The organism is Terriglobus albidus (assembly GCF_025685425.1).
GTDB classification, from domain to species: domain Bacteria; phylum Acidobacteriota; class Terriglobia; order Terriglobales; family Acidobacteriaceae; genus Terriglobus; species Terriglobus albidus.
In genome coordinates, this window is sequence record NZ_JAGTAS010000023.1 from 42,057 (window position 1) to 65,794 (window position 23,738).

Genomic DNA, 23,738 nt, shown 5'->3' on the forward strand with positions numbered 1-23,738 from the left:
AGTTGCGAGACATCTCGCCAAAGGACAGGGAAAGAACCATGGCTGAGTCGGCAACCGCAACCACGACCACTGAGACAGAGGTCCGGCGAAAAAAGAAGCGTCACTGGCTGGCATGGCTGCTGGTCTTTCTTGTCATCGGAGTTTTGCTACTGCCGCTGTTGCATAAACCGGCGCCGCCGCAGTTTGGGGGACCTCCCATGGGCGGCGGGGCCTCGGTGAACGTCGAGCAGGTTCAGCAGGGTCCGATGGATATCTTCCTTGATGCCCTGGGGACTGTCACTCCGCTCCAGACGGTGAATGTCTACAGCCAGGTGAGCGGCCGCGTGCTGTCGGTGAACTACCGTGAAGGCCAGATGGTGGAGAAAGGCCAGTCGCTGGTCGAGATCGATCCGCAGCCAACCGAGGCGCAACTGAAGCAGGCGCAAGGTTCCTTGACGCGTGACACCGCCACCCTGGAGCAGGACCGCATCAACCTGAAGCGCTATCAGGATGCCTACGCGCAGAAGGCCATCCCGCAACAGACCGTCTTTGACCAGGAAGCTGCCGTTCGGCAGGCCGAGGGCACAGTCCAGAATGATGAAGGCCTGGTGCAGTACTACAAGGTGCAGCTCTCGTACTGCCACATCGTGGCGCCGATCAGTGGGCGCATCGGACTTCGTCTGATCGATCCGGGTAACACCATCTTCTCTGGCTCAAGCTCGACGATTGCCACCATCACACAACTGAATCCCATCACGACGGTCTTCTCCATCGCCGAAGATCATATGCCCGCGGTGCAGCGGCAGATCGCGGCGCAGAAGTCCGGCCTGACGGTTGACCTCTATGACCGGTCGCAGGCCAACAAGCTGGCTACGGGTAAGCTGCTGACCTTCGACAACCAGGTGGACACCTCAACCGGGACAGTTCGCCTCCGCGCTGAGTTTGAGAACAAGGACCGTGCGTTGTTCCCGAATCAGTTCGTCAACGCGCGGCTTGAGGTGAATCGCCTGGAGAACGCGAAGATCATCAGCACCGCTGCCGTGCAGTACAACGGCCAGCAGGCCTTTGTGTATACGGTAGACAAGGAAGACAAGGTCCACCTCCAGAACATCACGGTGGTCAACACCGAAGGTGCGAAGTCGGCGATTGAAGGCCTGAACGTCGGGGATCTGGTTGTTACCAGTAACTTCGATCGCATTCAGGACGGTGCACAGGTCAGCATCGCGGGCGCACCGCATGCAAATGCGGGCAAGAGGCCGGCACGATGAGCCTGTCACGGCCTTTCATTCAACGCCCGGTTGCCACCATCCTGTTCATGGTGGCGATCCTCCTGGTGGGAGTTGTGGCCTATCTGCAGTTGCCGATCTCGGCGCTGCCGGAGGTGAACTATCCCACCATCCAGGTGCAGACCTTTTATCCCGGCGCGAGCCCTGACGTGATGTCGTCCACTGTGACGGGGCCGCTGGAGAAACAATTCGGCCAGATCCAGGGACTGACACAGATGACCTCCACCTCCTCGGGCGGAGCATCGGTCATCGTGCTGCAGTTTGCCCTCTCAGAAGATATCGACGTCGCCGAGCAGGAGGTGCAGGCGGCGATCAACGCGGCGAACAGCTATCTGCCGTCTGACCTGCCAATTCCGCCGACGTACAGCAAGACCAATCCCGCGGATGCTCCGGTGCTGACGCTGGCGCTTACCTCGAAGAGCCTGACGCTCTCGCAGGTTGAAGACCTTGCGGATACGCGCCTGGCGCCCAAGATCTCGCAACTCTCCGGCGTGGGCCTGGTTACGATTCAGGGTGGACAGAAGCCCGCCGTGCGCATTCAGGCGAATCCGGCCACGCTGGCGTCATTCGGCCTGACGATGGAGGAGCTGCGGACCGCAATCTCGAATGCCAGCGTCAACGGAGCCAAAGGAACCTTCAACGGGCCGCAGCAGGCCTACACGATTGACGCGAACGACCAGATCACCTCCGCCGAGCAGTACAAGAACATCGTCGTTGCTTACAAGAATGGCAATGCGGTGTTGATGAAGGACGTGGCGAACGTCACCAATGGTGTTGAGAATGCAAAGCTGGCCGCGTGGTCTGGCGAGACGCCCGCGATTATCGTCAACATTCAGCGGCAGTCGAACGCCAACACCATCAAGGTGGTGGACTCTATCCAGGCGCTGCTGCCGCAGTTGAAGTCGAGCCTCCCGGCCTCTGTGCAGGTGAAGACGCTGACCGACCGTACGACCACGGTGCGGGCTTCGGTGGAAGACGTCGAGTTCGAGTTGATGCTCACCATCGTCCTGGTGGTTGCTGTGATCTTCGTCTTCCTGCGTTCGTGGCGGGCGACGATTATCCCAGCGGTTGCGGTTCCTCTTTCGCTTGTCGGCACCTTTGCCGCGATGTATGCGCTGGGGTACAGCCTCAACAACCTGACCCTGATGGCGCTTACCATCTCGACCGGCTTCGTTGTGGACGACGCCATCGTGATGATTGAGAACATCAGCCGCTATCTGGAGGAAGGTATGAGACCGATGGAGGCAGCGCTGAAGGGCGCCTCCGAGATCGGCTTTACGATCCTTTCTCTGACGGTTTCCTTGATTGCGGTTCTAATTCCGCTGCTCTTCATGAGTGATATCACTGGACGGCTCTTCCGCGAATTCGCGGTCACGCTGGCGGTAACGATTGTGATTTCAGCGGTGGTCTCCCTGACGCTGACGCCGATGATGTCTTCGCGTCTGTTGCGGCATACCCCACCGGAAGATGAGGGACGGTTCTATGCGTGGTCGGAGCACGTCTTCGATCGCATCATCGCGTTCTATGGCCGCACTCTGACCTGGGTGCTGGAGCGGCAGCGGACGACGCTCTTCGTTGCGGTGGTGACCGTCGTGACGGCAGGCCTGCTTTATTACTACATCCCCAAGGGGTTCTTCCCGACCCAGGATACTGGTCTGATTCAGGCAATAACGCAGGCGCCTGAGGCGACGAGCTTCGACGCGATGACGCAACGGCAGCAGGCCGTCGCGCGCGTGGCACTGGCCGATTCCGCGGTGAAGTCGGTGGTCTCATTTGTCGGCATCGACGGAACCAACACTACTTTGAACACCGGCCGTCTGCAGATCAATCTGAAGCCGCTGTCGGAGCGTAAGCAGAACGCCACCGAGATCATCCAAAGGCTACGCGAGAAGATGAACAAGGTCACCGGCATCCAGACCTATCTGCAGCCGGTGCAGGACCTGACGGTCGAAGACCGTGTCAGCCGCACGCAGTATCAGTACACCGTCGAAGATCCTGACTCGGAAGAGCTGAGCGCATGGACGGCGAAGCTGGTCGACCGTTTGCGCAAGCTGCCGCAGCTACAGGATGTCGCAACGGATGAGGCTCCAAACGGAAATGCCATGGCGCTTTCGATCGATCGTGTGACCGCATCGCGCCTGGGTGTCTCGCCGCAGACGCTGGACGATACGCTGTACGACGCCTTTGGGCAGCGCCAGGTCACGACGTTGTATTCGCAGACGAACCAGTATCACGTAATCCTCGAGGCGCAATCGCAGTTTCAGAGTTCGCCCCGCGGACTCGACTCCATCTATCTGCAGGGCAGCAGCAGCTCTTCCTCTTCGACCGGCAGCGGTGGTGGATCAGGTTCGGGAAGCACGACGCCGGCCTCCCAACTGACGGCGAGCTCGACCTCGGGCGTGAGTGCTGTGAGTTCGGCTTCGTCATCCTTGGCGACTACCTCCTCGACCTCGCAGCTCAGCAACAGTGCGAGCGCCAACTCACTGGCCGGCGGCGTCGCGAGCTCTGTATTGCAGACCGCATCGACCACTGCGGCCTCAACGGGCACGGCGGCTTCCGGTGGCACCGGCGGCTCAGGCACTGCCGGCACGGCGGCAACTTCGGGTAGCGCTTCAGGCGCAGGAAGCAGTTCCTCTTCGACATCGCGCGCGTTGCCGATTCCGTTGTCGGCGTTTACCTCGGTTGAAAAGAAGTTGACGCCGCTTACAGTCAATCACCAGGGACAGTTCCCGGTTGTAACCATCAGCTTCAATCTGGCGCCAGGTGTCCATCTCAGCCAGGCGGTGGATGCCATTCACAAGGTCGAGAAGGACCTCAATCTGCCGGTGAACGTACAGACCAGGTTCCAGGGCACAGCGGCCTCGTATGAGAACTCGCTGGCGAATGAAGGTCTGCTGGTGCTGGCCGCACTGGTGACGGTCTATATCGTGCTGGGCGTGTTGTATGAGAGCTTTATCCATCCGCTCACCATTCTGTCCACGCTGCCTTCGGCAGGTGTAGGAGCGCTGCTGGCGCTGATGATCTGCCGGCAGGATCTTGGCATTGTTGGCATCATCGGCATCGTGCTGCTGATCGGCATCGTGAAGAAGAACGGCATCATGATCGTAGACTTCGCCATGCAGGCTGAGCGGGAGGAGGGCAAGACTCCCGAGGAAGCCATCTACACGGCATCGCTGCTGCGCTTCCGTCCCATCCTGATGACGACGCTGGCGGCGCTCTTCGGCGGCATTCCGCTGGCTCTGGGGCAGGGCATCGGTGCAGAGCTGCGCCGTCCACTGGGTATCGCGATGGTCGGCGGCCTACTGGTGAGCCAGTTGCTCACGCTGTACACCACGCCGGTCATCTATCTGTGGTTTGACCGCATCAGCCGCAAGCTTCGTCCCAGCAGATCGTACGAGACGGACCTTCCGATGGAGAGTGAGGCATGAATCTCTCGGCTCCAGCGATTCGACGTCCTATTGCAACCATCCTGTTGACGGCGGCGATTGCGATCGCAGGATCACTGGCGTTTCGTGTGTTGCCTGTTTCGCCGCTGCCGCAGATTGATTCGCCGACGATCTCCATCAACGCGAGTCTTCCTGGGGCATCGCCGGAGGTGATGGCGGCGGCCGTGGCCACTCCTTTGGAACGGCAGTTCGGGCACATCGCCGGCATTACCGAGATGGTCAGCCAGAGCTCTACCGGATCGGCAACCATCTCGCTGCAGTTCGAGCTTGGCCGTGACATCAATGCTGCAGCGCGTGATGTGCAGGCGGCCATCAGTGCGGCCCGCACTTACCTGCCGACAAACATGCCCTCGAATCCGACGTACCGCAAGGTCAACTCGGCAGACCGGCCCATCGCCATCCTGGGACTAACCTCGAGCTCTGCCTCGAAGGGAGCGATGTACGACTCCGCCTCGACCATCCTGGCACAGAAGCTCTCGCAGATTCAGGGTGTAGGCCAGGTCACGGTCGGGGGTTCGTCGCTGCCTGCGGTGCGGGTTGAGATCAACCCGATGCAGCTTGAGCACTACGGTTTGAAGCTGAGTGATGTTGCGACCTTCCTGCAGAACCAGAACGCACATACACCGACGGGCAGCATCGCCGATGGCCACACCACCAGCTACATCACGGTCAATGATCAGCTGTCGAAAGCCGCGGACTACAAGCCGCTGATTGTCAGCACGAAGAACGGCGCCGCCGTAAGGCTGGAAGATATCGCCGATGTTGTGGACTCCACCGAGAGCACCCGCTCGGGCGGCTACATCAACGGGAACGATTCCGTTAGCATCATCGTCTTCAAGCAGCCCGGCTCGAACATCATCGATACGGTCGACAAGATCAAGGCGGAGATGCCCGCCATGCAGTTGGCCATCCCGGCATCGCAGCGCCTACAGCTCGTGCTGGACTCCACGACCACCATCCGCGCTTCGCTGCATGACGTCGAGAAGACGATGATGATCTCCATCGTTCTGGTGATCCTGGTGGTCTTCGTCTTCTTGCGGAACTGGCGGGCAACGCTGATCCCGGGCATTGCTGTGCCGGTCTCGCTGATCGGCACCTTTGCCGTGATGTATCTGCTGGGCTACTCGCTGGATAATCTCTCGCTTATGGCGCTGACCATCTCTACCGGCTTTGTGATCGACGACGCCATCGTAGTGATGGAGAACATCACCCGGTACATCGAAGAGGGTATCGAGCCGAAGCAGGCAGCCCTGCTGGGAGCCAAAGAGATCGGCTTCACGGTGCTATCCATCACGGCATCGCTGTTGGCTGTTTTCATCCCCATCCTGATGATGGGCGGCATCATCGGCCGTCTGTTTCGCGAATTTGCCGTGACATTGTCGCTGGCGATTCTGATCTCGATGGTGCTATCGCTTACGACGACGCCCATGCTCTGCTCGCTCCTGCTGAAGCACGAAAAGGACGAGAAGCATGGCAGGCTCTACCGCCTGGTGGAGCGCGCATTTGATGCACTGGTGCGTGGATACGGGCGCAGCCTGCGCTGGGTGATCCGCGATCATGCCTGGCTGATCCTGGGCCTGTTCTGCGTGACGGCTGCGATGAATGTCACGTATCTCACCCGGGTGCAGAAAGGATTTTTCCCGACGCAGGATACCGGCGCGCTGATGGGTGGACTTCGCGGACCGCAGGATGCCTCCTTCGACATGATGGACAAGGCACTGAAGAAAGCCGTCGCTATCGTACGTGCCGATCCGGCGGTGCAGAACGTCGTGGGTTTTACGGGTGGCCAGGGAACGACGAACGGCGGCTTTATGTTTATCGCACTGAAGCCGCTGGAGCAGCGTCACATCAGCGCGGCTGATGTGGTCAATCGCCTGCGGCCGAAGCTTGCAGCGGTGAAAGAAGCTCAGACCTTCCTGATGGCAGCGCAGGATTTGCGCGTTGGCGGGCGCCAGTCGAATGCGCAGTATCAGTACACTCTGCAGGCAGACACGACGGCGGACCTGAAGACCTATGTCCCAAAGCTCTACCTCGCGATGAGGAAGCTGCCGTCGATCACCGATGTCGATACAGACCTGCAGTCCGGAGGACTTGAGGCCTATCTGACCTTCGACCGGTTGACTGCGGCCCGGCTGGGCATTACACCGTCGGATATCGATAATGTGCTGAACTATTCGTTCTCGCAGGCGCAGCCATCGACCATCTACAAGGCGCTGAATCAGTATCACGTCGTGCTGGAAGCGCAGCCGCAGTTTTCACTGAGTCCTGATGCGCTACGCAGTACCTACGTGCAGACCGGCTCCGGTTCTGTACCGATGGCGGCGATTACCAGCTATAAACCGCTGACCGGCCCGCTGTCGGTCAATCACAGCGGTCTCTATCCGTCGTCTACTCTCTCCTTCAACCTGGCGCCCGGATCGTCATTGAGCGATGCGACCGTGCAGATTCATAATCTGGAAAACTCGCTCCATATTCCGACCAGCGTTCACGGAACCTTCTCGGGAACGGCGGAGCAGTACCAGGCCTCGTTGAAGACCGAGCCTCTGCTGATTGCCACTGCAATCTTCGCCATCTACATCGTACTGGGCATGCTCTACGAGAGCTTCATCCACCCCATCACCATCCTGACAACGCTGCCCTCGGCATCACTGGGCGCAGTTATCACGCTGGTGCTCTTCAATGCGGAGCTGGATGTCATCTCGCTGATTGGCATCATCCTGCTGATCGGTATTGTGAAGAAGAATGCGATCATGATGATCGACTTCGCGCTGCAGATGGAGCGCGAGCGCAGCATGGAGACGGAAGACGCCATTCTGGAAGCATGTATGCTGCGCTTCCGGCCTATCCTGATGACCACTGCCGCGGCGTTCTTCGGAGCAGTTCCTCTGGCCTTCGGCACTGGCATCGGCTCGGAGCTACGCCGCCCTCTGGGACTCACCATTCTGGGCGGACTGCTGGTCAGCCAGGTGCTCACTCTGTACACCACACCCGTGATCTACCTCTTCCTCGATCGCCTGCGGAAGCGCTTCTCACGTAAGGCTGTAGCCGGAAGCTCTACCTCTCATCTCACGCCCCAAAGCCAGGAGGCTCAATGAATCCCCCTTTTATTTCCCACTCCTCTCGACTCGCCGGGTTGCGTGATGTCCTCTGCATGGTTGTAATTGCGGCTCTGGTGACCGGTTGCCGCGTGGGACCCAAGTATGTCCGTCCAGATATGCCGACCGCCCCCGCAGTGACTTATAAGGAGAACGCCGCCGGATCGGCCGATGCACAGCTCAATGGATGGAAGCAGGCGAACCCTTCCGATGCCATGATTCGCGGCAAGTGGTGGGAGGTCTTTCAGGACCAGCAACTCAACTCGCTGGAAGAGCGGCTGAATATCAATAACCAGAACATCAAGCAGTACTTTGAAAATTACATGGCGGCGCGCGCGGTGGTACGTAATGCGCGCGCCTCGCTCTTCCCATCCGCAACCATAGGACCCTCGGTCAGCGCGCAAGGGACAGGGACGTCGAGCACGGCGCGTCTCTCGACCAGCTCGTCCAGCCAGAGCTATGAGCTCTCAGGCTCGGCGTCGTGGGAACCAGATCTCTTCGGTTCCATCCGCAGCAATATCAGTGCACAGAAGAATGCGGCCCAGGTTTCGGCGGCGGATCTTGCGAACGAGACATTGAGCGAGCAGGCATCGCTGGCCGAGTACTACTTTGAGATACGTGGTCAGGACTCGCTGCAGGTGCTCTACAACAGCACCATCGAACAGTACAAAGAGTCACTGCGCATGACGCAGAGCCTCTTCCAGACAGGTATCGATTCTGAACAGGACGTCGTTCAGGCGGAGACGACACTGCATACTGCCGAGGCCAATGCAGTGGCTGTGGCAACTACCCGTGCGCAGTATGAGCACGCGATTGCATTGTTGCTGGGCGAATCGGCTTCGAGCTTCAGCCTGCCCGCATCCCCGATTGATGTGCATGTGCCGTACATTCCGACGGGACTGCCATCACAGCTTCTGGAGCGCAGGCCTGACATCGCAGCCGCCGAGCGGACGGTGGCACAGTCGAATGCGGTGATTGGTGTCTACAAGGCAGCGTATTTCCCGACGGTCTCGCTCTCGGGCAGTGGAGGAACGCAGTCTTCGACGATCTCGAACCTGGTGTCGACGAGTGCATTGTTCTGGTCATTGGGTGCGAGCGCGACGGAGACGATTATCGACTTCGGCGCGCGCCGCGCGAATGTCCAGCGGTACGAGGCGCAGTACCGTGCGAATGTTGCAGCCTACAGGCAGACGGTGCTCAACGCGTTCAAAGAGGTAGAGGACTACCTGGTGGCGAGCCGCCAGCTTGCGGAACAGGCAGAAAAGCAGCAGCGTGCGGTGGATTCTTCGTCACACTACCTGAGCCTGGCGGATACGCGTTACAAGACTGGCGTCGATTCTTATCTCAACGTCATCACGGCGCAAACCAGCCTGCTGAGCAATCGCCAGTCGCTGGTGCAGGTCCAGACACAACAGATGACATCGGCGGTACAGTTGATCGCCTCTCTTGGCGGCGGTTGGAACGCACAGGATCTCCCGACAGAAGCAGCCGTGGCAAAGAAGCCATGAGGAGCAAGACATGTGTTACGTCTTTTACCCGTTGAAGCAGGATGAGATTCTACGAACGTGAAACCCATCTATACAGTGCATCCCGTTTCGCACTGCAAGTGCGAATGCCGTGCTTAAGGGGACGGCTTCAGCCGTCCCATGCCGGGCCAGCAAAGAACGCGGCTTTAAGCCGCTGAGGTCATCGCCATCACACGGTGCCTCAGCGGCTAAAGCCGCGATTATTTTTGTAGCTGTTTCGCACGGCTGAAGCCATGCCCTTAACAAGACATTCGCACCTGCGGTGCGAAATGGCTGCGCCATGCGCAACATATTTGCCGCGAGCTATACGGCAAAGCCCTACTTGTTTATCCCCGTACTGCTCCGCCGGAACCGATTCACATACTCACCCGCCGTTACCCCCAGCACGCGAAGGAACGTACGCCGCATCGCATCGGCGGACCTGAAACCACAGGCATCCGCAATCTCCTTCAATCCCATCGACGAACTATCGATCATCTGCTGTGCAGCTTCGACCCGCATGCGGTCGACGAACTGTCCCGGATTCATTCGCGTCTCGCGCAGGCAAACGCGGGTGAAGTTGCGTGCACTCATTCCCATTCGCTCCGCAAGCTTTTCGACAGTGAGGTCTTCGCGCAGATGCTCCAGCATCCAGACCTGCAGTTCACGCAGCGGCTGAGAGGTCACCGCCTGATGCGAAAGCATGTGGCTGTACTGCGATTGCCCGCCCGGCCGCACCAGGAACATGACCAGGAAGCGAGCTACCCGCAGTGCGGCTTCATGGCCGTGGTCTTCTTCGATAAGCGCAAGGCACAGATCGATACCGGCGGTGATGCCGGCGGAGGTATAGATCGGTCCGTCCTTCAGGAAGATGGATTCGGCTTTTACCGTGACCTCAGGAAACTCCTTGGCGAGCCGGTCACAGAAGTTCCAGTGCGTGACAGCGTTTCTACCATTCAGGAGACCGGCTTGGGCGAGTAGGAAGGCCCCGGTGCAGATGGCGGCAACACGTCTTGCTTTGGCGCCCGCTTCGCCGATCCACGCAATGAAGTCTTTGTCGTAGATGCCGTTCTCCGCTCCGGGTCCACCGACAACAATCAGCGTGTCGATCCTTCCGCTGATCTCATGAATGGGGATGGCATTGGTAAGGCCGAAGCCACGATGAGTTGGGAGTGTGTCGCCGTCTCCTGGATGAGCCAGTTGCACCTCATATCCAGGGACATTGCTGAAGACCTCCAGCGGTCCGGCGACATCGAGAATCTGCACCGGGGGAGGACCGACGATCACAACTTTCCTCATACAGCGATTCTAACGAACGCGGTATGAGCTTCCAACCTCACGATAATGCCATCGAGAGGGCCGGCTTAGCAGCAGGCTATAACTTAGCCTCGCCACATGGAGTCGCGGATCACACTGCAGAAGTTGCCACGCTTAAAGTTTGGGTCCTTGTCCGCGAGTACGTCGGCCTTCACGTTGCCGAACGTAGTCTCCGGCTTGTGGTGGATGCCGTCGTAGAAGGCCTGAAGAATGTCTTCTTTGAAGTGCGGTGTGCGTGGAAAGGCGCTGACCACCGCTTCGCGGTCGGCATCAGCAAAGCTGGTGTAGTCGATGCCAAGTACGTCCATCTCAACGCCCGCCGTCACCAGAGCAACGACCGGATGCATGTACTGCGGAATACCGGGTGTGGTGTGCAGCGCAATGGCTGTCCATACCTGATTGATCTCCTGTTCGGGGAGCTTATAGCTGCGCAGAAACTTGCGGGCAGCATTGGCTCCGTCTACCTCAAAGCGGTCGTGAGGGCTGCTGTGGGAAGGCATCAGGCCGATGTCATGGAACATCGCACCCGCATAGAGAAGCTCAGGATCGAAGCTCAATCCGCGGCGCTTACCAGCGAGCGCGCCAAAGAGATAAACGCGGCTGGAGTGATTGAAGAGCAGCGGCGTCTCGGTGTCGCGAATGAAGGTCGTAATCTCTTGCGCGAGTTTGCTGTCGGGGATAGTGATTCCGGAGATGGTGGGCAAGGTGCCGGTGGTCATAATCTGCTACCTCCTGCTCTCAAACCTAGAGCCGGCAAGCGTTGGATGCCACGACATAATCACAGCAATTTCGGACACGGGATAATAGCTAAGTGCTTGGAAGGATGGGTGGGAGCCGTGGGCTTCAGCCCACGGTCTATATGGCTTTTAATGAAGTGGGCTTTAGCCCTGGGCCTTCCTCCTGACGGATGCAAATGCCCAGGGCTAAAAGCCCATCGTTCTAGTTGTCTCAAATCATCGGGCTGAAGCCCGATGCTCCCACCCATCCCAAAAGAAAATGGAGGGATTACTCCGGGAGTACAGGATGTCTTCTCAACCACAACTCAATGACGACCGTATTGATGGAAAAGCCGATCCAAAAGGCGATGCCGAAGAACTGTTGCGGTGTCATATGGGTCAGCCGGCTGGTCGCAAAGAATACGCCCATGACCGGCCGCGTCGTCGCAATCCCCAGCAGGATGCCCATGGCGCGCAGCAGCCATCGGCCTGCCAATGGAAACGCTTTGGAACTCCATAGCAGAAACGACCGTGTCAGGCAGAAGAGATAGAGCGTGTTGAAGAACAACACCGCGGAGCGCTCGATGAGGCCTCCGACCGGATGCCCACTCATCGCATAGGCAGTGATGCCGACGACAAACCCCAGTGCATAGACAGCGACTTCCAGGCCGCGACGCCTTCCAGGTCGGCGACGCAGAACGAGCGGCAGCAACAGCACCAACGCTCCCGCGGGAAGAATATGCGCCAGCGTAAGTGCCTTGCGGCTCATGAACGCTTCTTCCACACTCACCATCATGGGCGGCGCATTGCGAGCCGGCGTCAGGTAGGAGACGACACGGCGCGTCACCACGGCGATGGCGATGACGATGCAGAACCAGAAAAAGATCCGCAGCCATCGTGGAAACCGTGTTGTGGATGAAGACAGGGGCACGGTCGACATGGACAGCACTCTAGTATTTCAATAGACGTATTGTCCAGTTAAATATTAGTCTCTAGAATATCTCCATGCCGCCCCGACGACCGCCGCCCGTGAAACGTCCGTACACGCTTGGGCAGCGCGCGTTGCAATCTGACACGACACGCGAGCGGGTGTTGCGAACGGCGCGAAAGCTGTTGGAGAAGGGTGGCGCGGCCGAGTTCACCATGGAGAATCTCTCGGCGAAGAGCGGCGTCTCGCGGCAGACGCTGAACAACCTCTTTGGCAATAAGGAAGGCATCATCACGGCACTTTTCGATCAGATCGCGCTGGGCGCCGGTATTGAGGAGATGCGTCAGGTGATGCATGGAACCGATGCACGCACTGCAGTGCGTGGGTTTGTGCGTGTGTTTACACGGTTCTGGCGCAACGAACGTGTGCTGATCCGCCGCATACACGGCATCGCCGCCCTCGATCTCGCATTTGGCCAGGCCGTCTTATCCCGGTACGCACGCCGTCGTGGGGCAGCCGAAGTGCTCGCCACCCGTTTTGCAAGCGCGATGGCGCTGCCACCCAGCGAAGCGGCCGCAGCTCTCTACACCTTCACTTCGTTCGAGTTCTTCGACATCTTCGTCTCCGAGGGTATGACGGAGGACGATGCCGTGGAGCAAATGGTGCGCCTGGCAGAGCGGATCTTGATTTAGGGGCGAATTTTTTGATGTTTATACTGCCGGGTGCCCCACCCTCGCAACGCTAGGGTGGGTTTGGAATACCCAAATTTCTTACAAAGAGGCAAGCAGGCAAAAAGTAGCCTGCCGCCCTTCCGCGTCGGCAGGCTAAGCGAAGAGTGCCCGGAGGTCCGAGTTACGGGCTCCTCTTCAAAACCCCGGCCAGAATGATGGTGATGACCAGGAGAAAGAGAAAGGCGAGCAGGCTCGCTCCGATCCTGTAAAGCCACGGAAAGGAGTATTTCGATCTTCGCCGTGAAGAGCGTCTGCGGTTCCTCGCAGACCTGGCTTGATCACTCATCTCGTCGTCAATTCATAAATTCGGTTTCCACCGCGGGCAGTACATCCTCCTCACGTGCGGTCCAGACATAAAGGGTTGGCATCAGGAAGACACTGATGAGCAACGCGGCAATCAATCCGCCGACGATCACGATGGCGAAGGGTCTTTGCGAGTCCGATCCGATGCCTCGCGACATAGCTGCGGGCAGAAGTCCGAGCGTTGCCACCAGCATGGTCATCATGATGGGGCGCAGCCGCAGCACGGCGCCTTCGATGGCCGACTCTTCGACAGACGCTCCGCGCGCACGGAGCTGATTGATGTACTCCAGCATGATGACGCCGGTCTGCACCGAGACTCCAAAGAGAGCCAGGAAGCCCACCCCGGAGGAGACGCTGAAGTGAGTTCCGGTAAGCAGCAGCGCCAGCAGGCCGCCGATGGGCGCCATGGCAACATTCGCCAGAATGAGCATCGCCCACTTGAACGACTTGAACATTGCGTACAGGATGAAAAAGATCAGCATCACCGTGATGGGCAGCACGATCATCAGCCGCTTGTTGGCGCGCTTCTGGCTCTCGTATTCACCGGCCCAGTCGATGTGATATCCCGGCGGAAGCTTAACTTGCTTATTGACTTTGGCAATGGCCTCTTCGACCGTACTGCCAAGGTCGCGGCCACGGACGCTGTACTTCACTGCGATATAGCGCTGCTGGCCTTCGCGATAGATGGCCTCGGCGCCGTCGACCGTCTGCACCTTGGAGAAGATCGCGACTGTCGAACTGCGGCGATCGCCAGATCCGGCGAGCGAGGTTGACCTGATATCGGTGATGGATGACTTTCGAGTGGTGGTAACACCCTGGCTGCAGGAGCAGGATGTGGTTGTACTGTGGGACATCGCCCCGGACCTTCCGCTGGTCTGGGCCGATCGTGCAACCCTGATGCAGGTGCTTCTCAATCTCACGACGAACAGCCTTCGTGCCTTGGCGCAGGTGGTGGATAAAGTGCTCACCATCTCCATTCGCCATGGAGATGGGTGTGTTTTGCTTGAGTTTCTGGACAATGGCTGTGGCGTTGCTCACCCGGAGCGGCTCTTCCATCCCTTCCAGGAGGGTGCGCAGGTGACCGGGCTCGGCCTCTATCTCTCTCGTGCGTTTATGCGGTCCTTCGGTGGTGACCTTCGCTATGAGCCGGTATCGCGCGGTACAGCCTTCGTCATGGAGATCCCCACGGCACAACAGATGGAGCGAACACGATGAACTCGCCGATTCGTATTGTCCTCATCGACGACCACACCCTCTTTCGCGAGAGCCTGGTGCGACTGCTCTCGGCTGAGACAGGGATCGAGGTGGTGGCTCATGGAGGCACATTGGCGGAGGCCCTTGAGCTGTTAAGCAACAACTCCATCGATGTTCTGTTGCTTGACTACGATCTCGGCAACGAGTTCGGAACCGAGCTGCTGCAGGAGCTTCAGCGGAGGCAGATCAGTACCAGGGTGCTGATGGTGACCGCCGGAATGCGAGACAGCGTCATGTTCCGGGCTCTGAATGAGGGACTTGCCGGAGTCGTCTACAAACACAGCGGCACGCGGCAACTGGTGGAAGCGATTCAAAAGGTCGCCGGAGGTGAGATGTGGCTGGAGACCGAAATCGTTCGCTCCCTGATTGCAAACTCTGTTCAAAGCGCAGAGGTGCAGGCTTCCGGGCGTAACCTGACAGACCGCCAGCGCGACGTGCTTCGCTGTGTACTCGATGGGCTTGCGAACAAAGAGATCGCGGCAAAGATGGAGGTCTCAGAGACCAATGTCAAAGCCGTTATCCAGGAGTTATTTCACAAGGCCGGCGTAAGGACGCGCAGCCAACTGGTCCGCATCGCAATTGAGAAATACTCAGACTGGCTGCGAAACGATCCCTAGTTCAGGAATCCGAAGCTGGTGTGCGACATGCGATAGCTCGAAGTTGGATCGCTTCTGCGGACAGAAATGGATGCCGTTGACAACGTCCCATCGGAACCATAGCGTGGTAACGCTAGACTAACGGAAAGGTGACTTCATGCGTACTCTTGCTCTCCTTCTGCTGGGAGTTGTGACCTCGTCTGCCTATGGACAGACTGTGCCCGCACCTGTCGCGGACAATGCTCCTCCCACGGCGACCGGTGTGAACGAGGTCCAGCGCATGGAGCAGGAAGTGCAGCGTGTCGCCGCCGATGTGCAGCGATTGAAGCAGCGCCTGCCGGACTGGGCGGCGATCTCCTGGTATGCGGAGGATGATGCCAGGGTGATGCAACGAACCGATGTGAAGCCGCGGGTTGTGTTCCTTGGAGACTCCATTACGCACAACTGGGGCGGAGCGAAGGTCAGCAGCTATTTTCAACACGATCACGATAAGTTCATCCCCATCAACCGTGGTATCGGCGGACAGAATGTACCGCAGATGCTGATCCGCATGCGTCCGGATGTGATCGCGTTAAAGCCGGCGGCAATGGTGATCTTTGCCGGAACGAATGATCTGGCGACCTTCAAGGTGCCCGACCTGCTGGGATTTATCGAGGGAAACTTCCTCAGCGTCTTTGAACTGGCGCAGGCGAATAATATTCCCTTGGTCGTATGCTCCATCCTTCCGATCAATGATGTCTATCAGAAGCGTACGGAGACCAGACCGCCGGACCAGATCCTGCAACTCAATGCGTGGTTGAAAGATCAGGCAGCGCAACGCGGCTATGAATACGTGGACTTCTACAATGCTGTCTCCGATGGAAAAGACCGTCTGCGCGCTGAGATTACCAAAGACGGGCTTCATCCAACGGCGGAAGGCTACGTCTTGATGGAGCCTCTGGTCGAAAAGGCGATCGAGAAGACACTTGCCGCAGGGAATCATCGCGCTGGCATCAAATGATTCTCCTCGAGGAAGCGGTGTAGTGCTTCGCCGATTTCGAGCGATGGTTGCTGTGTAAACCTGGCCAACCGAACGGAACGATGTCGAATACTAACTTCGGCAAGATTGTGGGCAGCAGCAGCTACTTCCCGAATCGCCGTATCCCGCTTGGAGCGAGATTGTTGTTTTAAAACGGAACGAGCAGTAAAAGAGGGAACCTCCGGGTTCCCTCTTTTTGCATTTTCAGCTCCGACTGATTTTTGGGGTTATGAAATGAGGTAACTTTCGGTTGCTTTCGCTCTTCACCTATGGCTCAATGGTTGCCATCATTTGATTGGGCTTCGCGGTTTTGTTGAGGAGGGAGCATTCCCATGACTCGGCCAGGCAGAGCCGTTCATCGCATTCTCTCGTTTTCGGTTTATTCCATTCCGTTGGAGGAGCGAGTCTCCATCCGGCAGAAACTCGAAGATCTTATCCAGGAAAATCCCAGACTAAGGGCCGAAGTCCATATCGACCACGACCGGGTGTCCGTCAGCGGAGAGGACGAATTGCAGCTCCTGGAGCTTCGTCTGAAAGTTATTCAGCGAGAGCTGGCTGAGCCTGGCGATCTGAAAGTTAACTATCTGGAAACAGTTTTCGGATCTGCGGAAGCAGAACACTCGTATCTCCGCGAGACCGGCGGCTCCCGGAACTATGGTTATTGCCGGCTTCGGGTAGAGGCTGGTCCGCAGGGGAGCGGGTTCCAGTTTCGTTATGACCTGGACAATGAAGCGATTGCCAAACAGTCGATTCAGGCGATTGAGGCCGGCGTGCGAGAGGGAGCGCAGGGCGGCATTCTGCGGGGCTATGAACTTGTCGATCTGAAGGTGACGCTGCTCGCAAGCGATTGCGATGAGGTTGGCCGCCACCAGATGAGCCTTAAAATCGCAGGCGCAATGGCCTTTCGTGAGGCAGCGCAACGTGCCAGGCCGGTCGTGCTGGAGCCAATGATGGAAGCCACCATCGACGTACCCACACCATTTATGTCGTCTGTCATGGAAGACATCCACGCGCGCTACGGACGCATCGAGTCGATCTCTCAGACGGTCGATGGATTGCTGATTCGCGCAGCAATTCCGGTCGCGGAGGTGCTGCGCTCCAGCGGACGCGGCAGGAGCGGATACACCACGCGCTTCCTGCGGTACGAACCGGTACGACGATCTCGTGGCTCGGACGGCGAGGCGGGTACTGGGGTGCGGACCCCCTGGCCGCCTGACCCGCGGCGTGGCGCGGTTGCGATGAAGATGAGAGGCTACTCCGAAGTCGGTTGATCGCGGCCGCAGCCCACAAATCGCCGATTCACATCATTGCTTGACGCCCGACGCATCCAGTGCGCTATTACGTCGTACCGTGTTTCGCAAGCCACCCGACCTCAGGTGTCCTATCTACGTCTAGGAAGCTTTACCAAATCCTCCGCAACGATGCTAAGGGGTTTCCACCACCACACTGTGTCCAGATTCATATACAACATAGGCTCCTGATACCGCACCCACTCCTGAACCCGGGAATGAAGCAGTCCAGGTAGATTGGCCGGTGGTCAGCGAGTAGATAGCATTGCGGGAGGGATCGTATACAGAATCCGAATCAACGATCTGAATACTTTTCAGTTCAGGGAGAGATGGCGTGGCAAGCGGGACACCCGCAGAGCTATAGATTGTGCAGCCACTGTACTGGATAATTGGCGGCCCAGAATTGGCAAAAACGTATTGATTTACCAGAATCCGATTGTTATCGATCCACCCGACGGCAACACCGGGAACCGCCGTGATCAATGTGCCATTTTTGAATATACTTGTGGCGGACTGTGGACCGGATGTCCCTGTGTATACGGCGATCAGTGTCCCGTCAGGGGAAAGCAGGACGGGATCAACATATGAAGCTGGAGAAGCAATAGTTGATCCGCTATCAGACCAGATGGCTGAACCGCCGGTGATGGAAGTCACCTTCCGATCATAAGACCAAGCACTGCCGGACCAGGTTCCGGTTACCCGGCCGATTGTGGCGCCGGATGCGGCAAGAGAGAAGTCAAACAAAGCAGTGTAAGCTGGCCCCCCAGGGCTGTATGGGAGAAGGCTGTATGGGAAGCTGCTGATCACATTCCCGGACGGCAGCGAATAGAAATTGAGCGTCCGGTCTGTTTCGTACTGATGATCATTTGCGTTAGCGGATGCGCCCAGAACAGTCCCATCCGACGAGAGAGCTAGCTTCCCGCTCGAAAAGTTGATCGTTTCTTTCAACGTAGACTGATAGGGGTCGAAAACCGAGATTTTCCCGATTGATGTGCTGATTGCCACGCTGCCTGATGTGCCTGCGATACTCCAGGCCGAACCTTGTCCCAAGTAGCGAGGCGTACTTGACAAGCTTGCTCCGTCAAGAAGGGCGCCATGTGCATTTCCCACCATCCAACGAGAACTTGAACTGGTCGCGAACGCACTAAGGTATGCAATGGGAACGGTGTAGTCGATCTCTTGGGGAGTCGAACCAGACAAATCTATCACGCTGACTTGTCCTGTTCCGTAAGGCAAAATGCCAATGGATGTCCCAGAGGCAATGGCTACTGTATCCGCATAGCCGCTATAGCTCAAAGATGGAGTTTGAGACCCAATCGAGTAGACTTCCAATGGATACCCCGGTGTGCTGCTCGCATAGGTCCAAATCCAATTGCCTTGACCGGTGAGGTTCGATATTGTTGGCAGCGTGACAAGCGCTTGTTGTACACCGGTATTGGAGTAAACCCAGACTGTCGTCGACAGGTTTGTCAGAAAACGTCCCCCGTCCAAAAACCACGAATTGAATTGCCCGGAGAACGCTGGGCTGACGGAAGATGTGCCATTCACTGCCGAGATCGATTCGATCACGTTCTGGCCTGCGGGCCCCAAGGCAACGAGCACTTGACCCGGAGCCGGAAAAATATTTGCCAGGGAGTAGTCACCTGATTTGGAGGCAGCGAGTTGGCCAGAGGGCGTATAGATAAACAGCCCTGTGCTGGATCCGATACAGACATAGCTACCATCCGAGGCCAATCTCCACCAGGGGCCATGGACTATCGTAGTGTTCAATCCGGGAAATGCAATCATGGAGAGTACATGTCCGTCTGCTGCAGCGCGGATTTCCAATCCGTTTGTAACACCATCGACAACAGTCTGGCCCTTCATATCGATGGGATTCTCAACAAGAAAACCGTTTGGTTGAATGTCGTCACCATTGGCAAGAAGTGCACCTGAAGTGTAATTCCACAAGGCCCAATGACCGTCCTGGTCTGCACTGAGTACATCATCACCTTCGACGCGAATTGCATAGATAGAGCTGGTATGGCCCAGTTCGAGCAAGAAGTTCGGGGCTTGAATGACGGTAATCTTTATGTTCGCGGTCGTGGAACCGCCGGCATTGGCCGCCGCGACGGTATAGGTGGTCTGAGCCGCAACGGTCGTGGGCGTACCGGAGATTGCGCCGGTCGTGGTGTTAAGACTTAGGCCCGCAGGCAGCGCCGGACTGACGCTGTAGGAACTTACCGTCCCGGAGACAGTAGGTATATCTGGCATGATGGCCTGTCCCACGCTGGCTTGGATCGTCGTTCGCGGATAAACCAACTTCGACGGAGCCGCCGGGGTTACGGCAATCGTCAAGCTTGCCGTAGTGGAGCCGGCGGCATTTGTCGCCGTGACCGTGTAGGTGGTCTGAGCTACAACGCTGGTGGGGGTCCCGGAGATTACGCCGGTGGTGGTGCTCAGGCTCAGGCCCGCAGGCAGCGCTGGGCTGACGCTATAGGAACTTACCGTCCCGGAGACAGTAGGTATAGCTGGCGTAATGGCCTGCCCCACGCTGGCGGAGATCGTGGTCTGCGGATAGATCAGGTTTGATGGAGCCGGAAGGGCCACGATCACCGTTGCGTTGCCTGATTTGGTCGAATCCTCTGTAGATGTGGCGGTTATCGTCGCCGTTCCCACAGACGCAGGCGTAAAGACTCCGGAAGCGCTGACCGCCCCTATGTTTGTTGGACTGACGGACCACGTAACCGATGTGCTGTAGCTCCCTGTTCCAGAAACCGCAGCCGAGCACTGGCTGGTCTGCCCGGTCAGAATACTGGCAGGAGTGCATGAAGCGGCAACTGAACCAATCGTTGGTTGGCTTTTGCTACCACTACTGCAACCTGTCATAGGAACAAAAACAGAAATCAAGGCAATGGGAATTAGAAGAAGAATGCTTTTGCGGCTCACCGTAATTCCTCTTTCGTGCGCATAAACGAGCGTAACAAGGTTAGCTCATTCAAAGGGCAAGCTGCTAACACCGATCCAGATGATCGCCGTGTTCGTAACTATCGAGGTATCAGCAAATCTCTTTCGATGGTGGCGCAGTTGGTTTCACGATTCCGCGGACGCAAGGGGTCGATGCAGTAGATGCGATGCATCAAGCAGAACTTCGCAACTCACTCGCTCTTGCCGTTTGCCAACGGCTTCATCGGTTGAACTGTTACTCCGAGCGCAAGGCTTCTACGGCGTTGACGCGAGCGGCGCGAGCGGCCGGCACAGCAGATGCGATCACGGCTGCGGCCAGGATGACGAAGGCCGAGAGGATGAAGGCAAGAATCCCCGGCTGGCGCACCTCAGCGATGTATCTGGCGATTCCCTGCGCGAAGACAATGCCGAACACAATGCCGGCGCCTACGCCGATCCCGGCGATCGCAAGTCCCTGCAGCAGAACATCGGCCAGAATATTCTGCGGCTTCGCTCCCAACGCGATGCGGATGCCAAACTCGCGCGTGCGGCCACTCACGGAGAATGCAAGTACACCGGCAACACCGACAATGGAGATCAACAGGGCGACGGCGGCGAACCCACCAAAGACCAGGGCGTTGAGCTTGTCCGGTGTCATCACCTCGGCGCGAATGTCATCCAGTGTGCTGGCCTTCTCTACCGGCTGTTCCGCGGAGATCTCATGAATCGTACGCGTGATGGTAGGCGCAAGCGCGTAGGGATCATCGGTTTGGGTGCGCACGAAGAGCCGTCCCTGCCAGCCTTCCTGATCGGTCGGCTGGTAGATGGTCATGGCGGGCGCGGGAATGATGTTCTCGTCGTCGATGTCAGGCACGACGCCGACAATGCGGCGCGGCTCATAGCCGATGCCAACGAACTTCATCACGCCATCGGTCCAGTGCAGCTCACGATTCAGCGCATCCCCATTGGGGAAGAGCGCTTTTGCAAGGCTCTGACTCACGATGACAACGCGCTCCGAGCCGGCCTTATCCGTGTCTCTGAAGTCACGGCCTCCAAGGAAGGGAACACCCAGCGTTTCGAAGTAACCCGGTGAAATTGACCGGAACTTTGCCCGCCAGTCATCCACACCATTCTTGCGCGTGGCGCCCTGCGCTGCGAAGGTGAAGCTGATGTTGAGTCCCTGATCGTCACGCCAGGGAACGCTGAAGCCGGTGGAGACATGAGCCACGCCAGGCAGCGTGCTCACACGGCGCGCAACATCGTGATAGAAGTTCTGGATCTGCTCAGGAGTTCTGCCATACGTCAGCACCGGCAGATTCACGGCAAGAACGTGCGAAGTGTCGAAAGGCGGACGCGTATTTTCGAGCGTATAGAGCGTGCGCATCAGTACGGCGGCTCCGGTCAGCAGAAGAAACGAAGCGGTGATCTGCATGACGGCGAAGACCCGCAGCCGCCGGTTGCTGCTTCCCGTGCTGCCGCGTGATCCACCGCTGGTGAGGCTCGTGCCAAGCTGGCCGCGCGTTGAAGGCAGCCGAGGTACATACGCGAGGAAAATTGCTGCGACCAGCGCAAGCGCAATACCGAACCACACAAGATTAAAGTCGAGTGTCAATCCATCGGCGCGCACCGAAAAGCGTGCGGCATAGCGGCCCAGAACGGCAACCGCGGGCCACGCAAGAAGAAGTGCTGCCAGCACTCCGCTGCCACAGAGGACCAGGCTTTCAGCCAAGAGCGAACGGCGCAGCGATGCCGTGCTGGCTCCGAGCGCAGCCCGTACGGCGAGCTCAGATTCGCGGCGCACGGTGCGGGCGAGCACGAGGTTGGCAACATTGGAGCACGCGATCAGGAACAGCAGGCCCGCGGCGGCGAAGAGCACCCACAAAACAGTGTTGGCGCGCGCATTGATCTGGTCATGCATGCGCTTCACATCGATCTGATAATGATTGTCAGGTTTGTATACGTCAGGATGTGCGGCCACAATGGCGGCTTCACGTGCGCGCAGCTCTGAGCGTGCAGCTTCTAATGTGGCGCCTGGCGCCAGGCGGGCAAATACCTCCGTCATGCGATGCTCGCGGCCTGCGACCATGGTGGCCGAAAGATGATGCGGGCTGGTGACGACATTGGCGATGATCTCAGTGACGACGGGATAAGGCACCGAAGGTTCCAGCACGCCGACGATGGTTGCGTTGCGTGGCCCGCCGAAACTTTCTAAGTGCACCTGCTTGCCGAGCACACCCGGATCGCCGTGAAGGGATTCCTTCCAGAAACGATAGGTCAGCACGACCGCTCCCGCTGCATTAGGGCCATCATCGGAGGTCGTCAGCAGACGGCCCAGCACCGGACGCAGGCCCATCACTTCAAAGTAGTGTCCGTCCACGACGCCCGCCGGGATCTCGCGTGGCGTACCCAGGCCGATGATCGTGAAGTCGACCGAGGAGAAGGTGCCAAGCTCCGTAATGGTCTTGAGGCCTTTGCCAAGATCGTCGATCTCAGGAATCGAGAAGTTTGTGTTCGGTACGTTGAGGCCGGGCGCGCTCTGCCGAACGTAGAGTAGGCGATCTTCGTCACGATTCGCCAGCGGCCGCAGCAGAACCGCACGCACCACGCTGAAGATGGCTGCATTGGCGCCGATTCCGAGTGCCAGTGTGATAGCAACGGTAAACCACAGCGTGCGTACGCGCCACAGCGAACGCACAGCAATTTTCAGATCGCGGAAGAATGACATACAGATCCTCGATTTCCAGACTTCGCAACCACCGGTTTACCGCCTTACGGGGTGAGCCGGGAAGATTTGGAGACGTCACAGGGAAGCATCTCGACAATTTATGTTGATATCAACATATTGGGGCAGGTGTCAAGCGAGAACTCTGATTGCTTCCTTAGCGTCTAAAGCCGCGTGTCTTGCCAAATTTATACGGCACGGCTGAAGAGGCTGCGGAATCAAGCGCTGAAGGCGCGTTCTATACCAGCCTGGGGCAACGCCCCAGGTACGGAGATAGAGAGACGGTAAGAGGGCTGAAGGCCAGCCCTTTCAAGGTCTTTGGGGCCAAGATATGTTTCTGTTCGCCTTTCATTTGTCTTCGTCGCTATTAAAAGATCGAGAGATGCATTTCGATGTATCACTCAGCATTAACTCAAAATGATTTCCCTTGCCAAACCTTCAACTAAACGCGCAAAAGAACCAAGTCAGTAAATCTGGCGGCGCATTTTTCTCATTTTGCAAAGACCTTGAAAGGGCTGGGGCTGAAGGCCCGGTCTATAATCCCCGATCGTCACAAACGAAACGGTTCGTGAAACCGTTGTATGCCTATCGAAACGATACGGCCGGATTGAAGGCTCCTAATATAGGG

The 23,738-nt window shown here is 57.9% G+C and carries 15 protein-coding genes; 9 read left to right on the plus strand and 6 right to left on the minus strand.

Annotated features, from left to right (window positions below; translation table 11 throughout):
- Nucleotides 1-38 precede the first annotated feature (38 nt).
- From OHL21_RS03045 to OHL21_RS03060, 4 genes are read left to right on the plus strand one after another with little or no spacing between them, the layout of a single operon-like run.
- A complete protein-coding gene (locus OHL21_RS03045) occupies nucleotides 39-1,247 on the plus strand; it encodes an efflux RND transporter periplasmic adaptor subunit (protein ID WP_263415767.1) in 1,209 nt (402 codons plus the stop codon).
- On the plus strand, nucleotides 1,244-4,693 hold the full coding sequence (locus tag OHL21_RS03050; RefSeq protein ID WP_263415768.1) for an efflux RND transporter permease subunit: 3,450 nt from the start codon (nucleotides 1,244-1,246) through the stop codon (nucleotides 4,691-4,693). The genes OHL21_RS03045 and OHL21_RS03050 overlap by 4 nt, the downstream gene beginning before the upstream one ends.
- Nucleotides 4,690-7,806, plus strand: coding sequence for an efflux RND transporter permease subunit (locus OHL21_RS03055; protein ID WP_263415769.1), 3,117 nt, complete (start codon nucleotides 4,690-4,692; stop codon nucleotides 7,804-7,806). Before OHL21_RS03050 ends, OHL21_RS03055 begins: the two co-directional genes overlap by 4 nt.
- Nucleotides 7,803-9,314, plus strand: coding sequence for an efflux transporter outer membrane subunit (locus OHL21_RS03060; RefSeq protein ID WP_263415770.1), 1,512 nt, complete (start codon nucleotides 7,803-7,805; stop codon nucleotides 9,312-9,314). The genes OHL21_RS03055 and OHL21_RS03060 overlap by 4 nt, the downstream gene beginning before the upstream one ends.
- A gap of 336 nt (nucleotides 9,315-9,650) precedes the next feature.
- On the opposite strand, the gene OHL21_RS03065 is transcribed toward OHL21_RS03060, so the two are convergent.
- The 3 genes from OHL21_RS03065 to OHL21_RS03075 form a co-directional block, all read right to left on the minus strand.
- On the minus strand, nucleotides 9,651-10,610 hold the full coding sequence (locus OHL21_RS03065; RefSeq protein WP_263415771.1) for a GlxA family transcriptional regulator: 960 nt from the start codon (nucleotides 10,608-10,610) through the stop codon (nucleotides 9,651-9,653).
- Between the two features lie 83 nt (nucleotides 10,611-10,693).
- Nucleotides 10,694-11,347, minus strand: coding sequence for an HD domain-containing protein (locus OHL21_RS03070; protein WP_263415772.1), 654 nt, complete (start codon nucleotides 11,345-11,347; stop codon nucleotides 10,694-10,696).
- A gap of 286 nt (nucleotides 11,348-11,633) precedes the next feature.
- Nucleotides 11,634-12,284: a DUF2306 domain-containing protein gene (locus OHL21_RS03075; RefSeq protein WP_263415773.1), complete on the minus strand. Its 651-nt coding sequence runs from the start codon at nucleotides 12,282-12,284 to the stop codon at nucleotides 11,634-11,636.
- Nucleotides 12,285-12,349: 65 nt separating this feature from the next.
- On the opposite strand from OHL21_RS03075, the gene OHL21_RS03080 reads away from it, so the two are divergent.
- The gene (locus OHL21_RS03080) at nucleotides 12,350-12,964 is read left to right on the plus strand and encodes a TetR/AcrR family transcriptional regulator (RefSeq protein WP_263415774.1); all 615 of its coding nucleotides are present in this window, start codon (nucleotides 12,350-12,352) and stop codon (nucleotides 12,962-12,964) included.
- Between the two features lie 332 nt (nucleotides 12,965-13,296).
- Here OHL21_RS03080 and OHL21_RS03085 read toward each other — a convergent pair whose 3' ends face one another.
- Nucleotides 13,297-14,160, minus strand: coding sequence for an efflux RND transporter permease subunit (locus OHL21_RS03085; RefSeq protein WP_263415775.1), 864 nt, complete (start codon nucleotides 14,158-14,160; stop codon nucleotides 13,297-13,299).
- Between OHL21_RS03085 and OHL21_RS03090 the strand changes: the two genes are divergently transcribed.
- The 4 genes from OHL21_RS03090 (at nucleotide 14,141) to OHL21_RS03105 (ending at nucleotide 17,445) form a co-directional block, all read left to right on the plus strand.
- Entirely contained in the window at nucleotides 14,141-14,521 is a 381-nt protein-coding gene (locus OHL21_RS03090; protein WP_263415776.1) for a sensor histidine kinase, read from the plus strand. The genes OHL21_RS03085 and OHL21_RS03090 overlap by 20 nt on opposite strands.
- On the plus strand, nucleotides 14,518-15,177 hold the full coding sequence (locus tag OHL21_RS03095) for a response regulator (RefSeq protein ID WP_263415777.1): 660 nt from the start codon (nucleotides 14,518-14,520) through the stop codon (nucleotides 15,175-15,177). Before OHL21_RS03090 ends, OHL21_RS03095 begins: the two co-directional genes overlap by 4 nt.
- Nucleotides 15,178-15,313: 136 nt before the next feature.
- Complete coding sequence (locus OHL21_RS03100) at nucleotides 15,314-16,156, plus strand: GDSL-type esterase/lipase family protein (RefSeq protein ID WP_263415778.1); 843 nt, start codon at nucleotides 15,314-15,316, stop codon at nucleotides 16,154-16,156.
- A 350-nt stretch (nucleotides 16,157-16,506) separates the two neighbouring features.
- Complete coding sequence (locus OHL21_RS03105; RefSeq protein ID WP_263415779.1) at nucleotides 16,507-17,445, plus strand: translation factor GTPase family protein; 939 nt, start codon at nucleotides 16,507-16,509, stop codon at nucleotides 17,443-17,445.
- Nucleotides 17,446-17,598: 153 nt separating this feature from the next.
- On the opposite strand, the gene OHL21_RS03110 is transcribed toward OHL21_RS03105, so the two are convergent.
- On the minus strand, nucleotides 17,599-20,058 hold the full coding sequence (locus OHL21_RS03110; RefSeq protein WP_263415780.1) for an Ig domain-containing protein: 2,460 nt from the start codon (nucleotides 20,056-20,058) through the stop codon (nucleotides 17,599-17,601).
- A 586-nt stretch (nucleotides 20,059-20,644) separates the two neighbouring features.
- Nucleotides 20,645-23,113: an ADOP family duplicated permease gene (locus tag OHL21_RS03115; RefSeq protein WP_263415781.1), complete on the minus strand. Its 2,469-nt coding sequence runs from the start codon at nucleotides 23,111-23,113 to the stop codon at nucleotides 20,645-20,647.
- Nucleotides 23,114-23,738: the final 625 nt, after the last annotated feature.

What these genes read in the sequence shown, in the direction of transcription:
- OHL21_RS03115 (WP_263415781.1), bottom strand. Translation starts at nt 23,113, where the DNA reads ATGTCATTCTTCCGCGATCTGAAAATTGCTGTGCGTTCGCTGTGGCGC.
- OHL21_RS03070 (WP_263415772.1), bottom strand. Translation starts at nt 11,347, where the DNA reads ATGACCACCGGCACCTTGCCCACCATCTCCGGAATCACTATCCCCGAC.
- OHL21_RS03095 (WP_263415777.1), top strand. Translation starts at nt 14,518, where the DNA reads ATGAACTCGCCGATTCGTATTGTCCTCATCGACGACCACACCCTCTTT.
- OHL21_RS03075 (WP_263415773.1), bottom strand. Translation starts at nt 12,284, where the DNA reads ATGTCGACCGTGCCCCTGTCTTCATCCACAACACGGTTTCCACGATGG.
- OHL21_RS03045 (WP_263415767.1), top strand. Translation starts at nt 39, where the DNA reads ATGGCTGAGTCGGCAACCGCAACCACGACCACTGAGACAGAGGTCCGG.
- OHL21_RS03085 (WP_263415775.1), bottom strand. Translation starts at nt 14,160, where the DNA reads ATGTCCCACAGTACAACCACATCCTGCTCCTGCAGCCAGGGTGTTACC.
- OHL21_RS03100 (WP_263415778.1), top strand. Translation starts at nt 15,314, where the DNA reads ATGCGTACTCTTGCTCTCCTTCTGCTGGGAGTTGTGACCTCGTCTGCC.
- OHL21_RS03065 (WP_263415771.1), bottom strand. Translation starts at nt 10,610, where the DNA reads ATGAGGAAAGTTGTGATCGTCGGTCCTCCCCCGGTGCAGATTCTCGAT.
- OHL21_RS03105 (WP_263415779.1), top strand. Translation starts at nt 16,507, where the DNA reads ATGACTCGGCCAGGCAGAGCCGTTCATCGCATTCTCTCGTTTTCGGTT.
- OHL21_RS03080 (WP_263415774.1), top strand. Translation starts at nt 12,350, where the DNA reads ATGCCGCCCCGACGACCGCCGCCCGTGAAACGTCCGTACACGCTTGGG.
- OHL21_RS03050 (WP_263415768.1), top strand. Translation starts at nt 1,244, where the DNA reads ATGAGCCTGTCACGGCCTTTCATTCAACGCCCGGTTGCCACCATCCTG.
- OHL21_RS03055 (WP_263415769.1), top strand. Translation starts at nt 4,690, where the DNA reads ATGAATCTCTCGGCTCCAGCGATTCGACGTCCTATTGCAACCATCCTG.
- OHL21_RS03060 (WP_263415770.1), top strand. Translation starts at nt 7,803, where the DNA reads ATGAATCCCCCTTTTATTTCCCACTCCTCTCGACTCGCCGGGTTGCGT.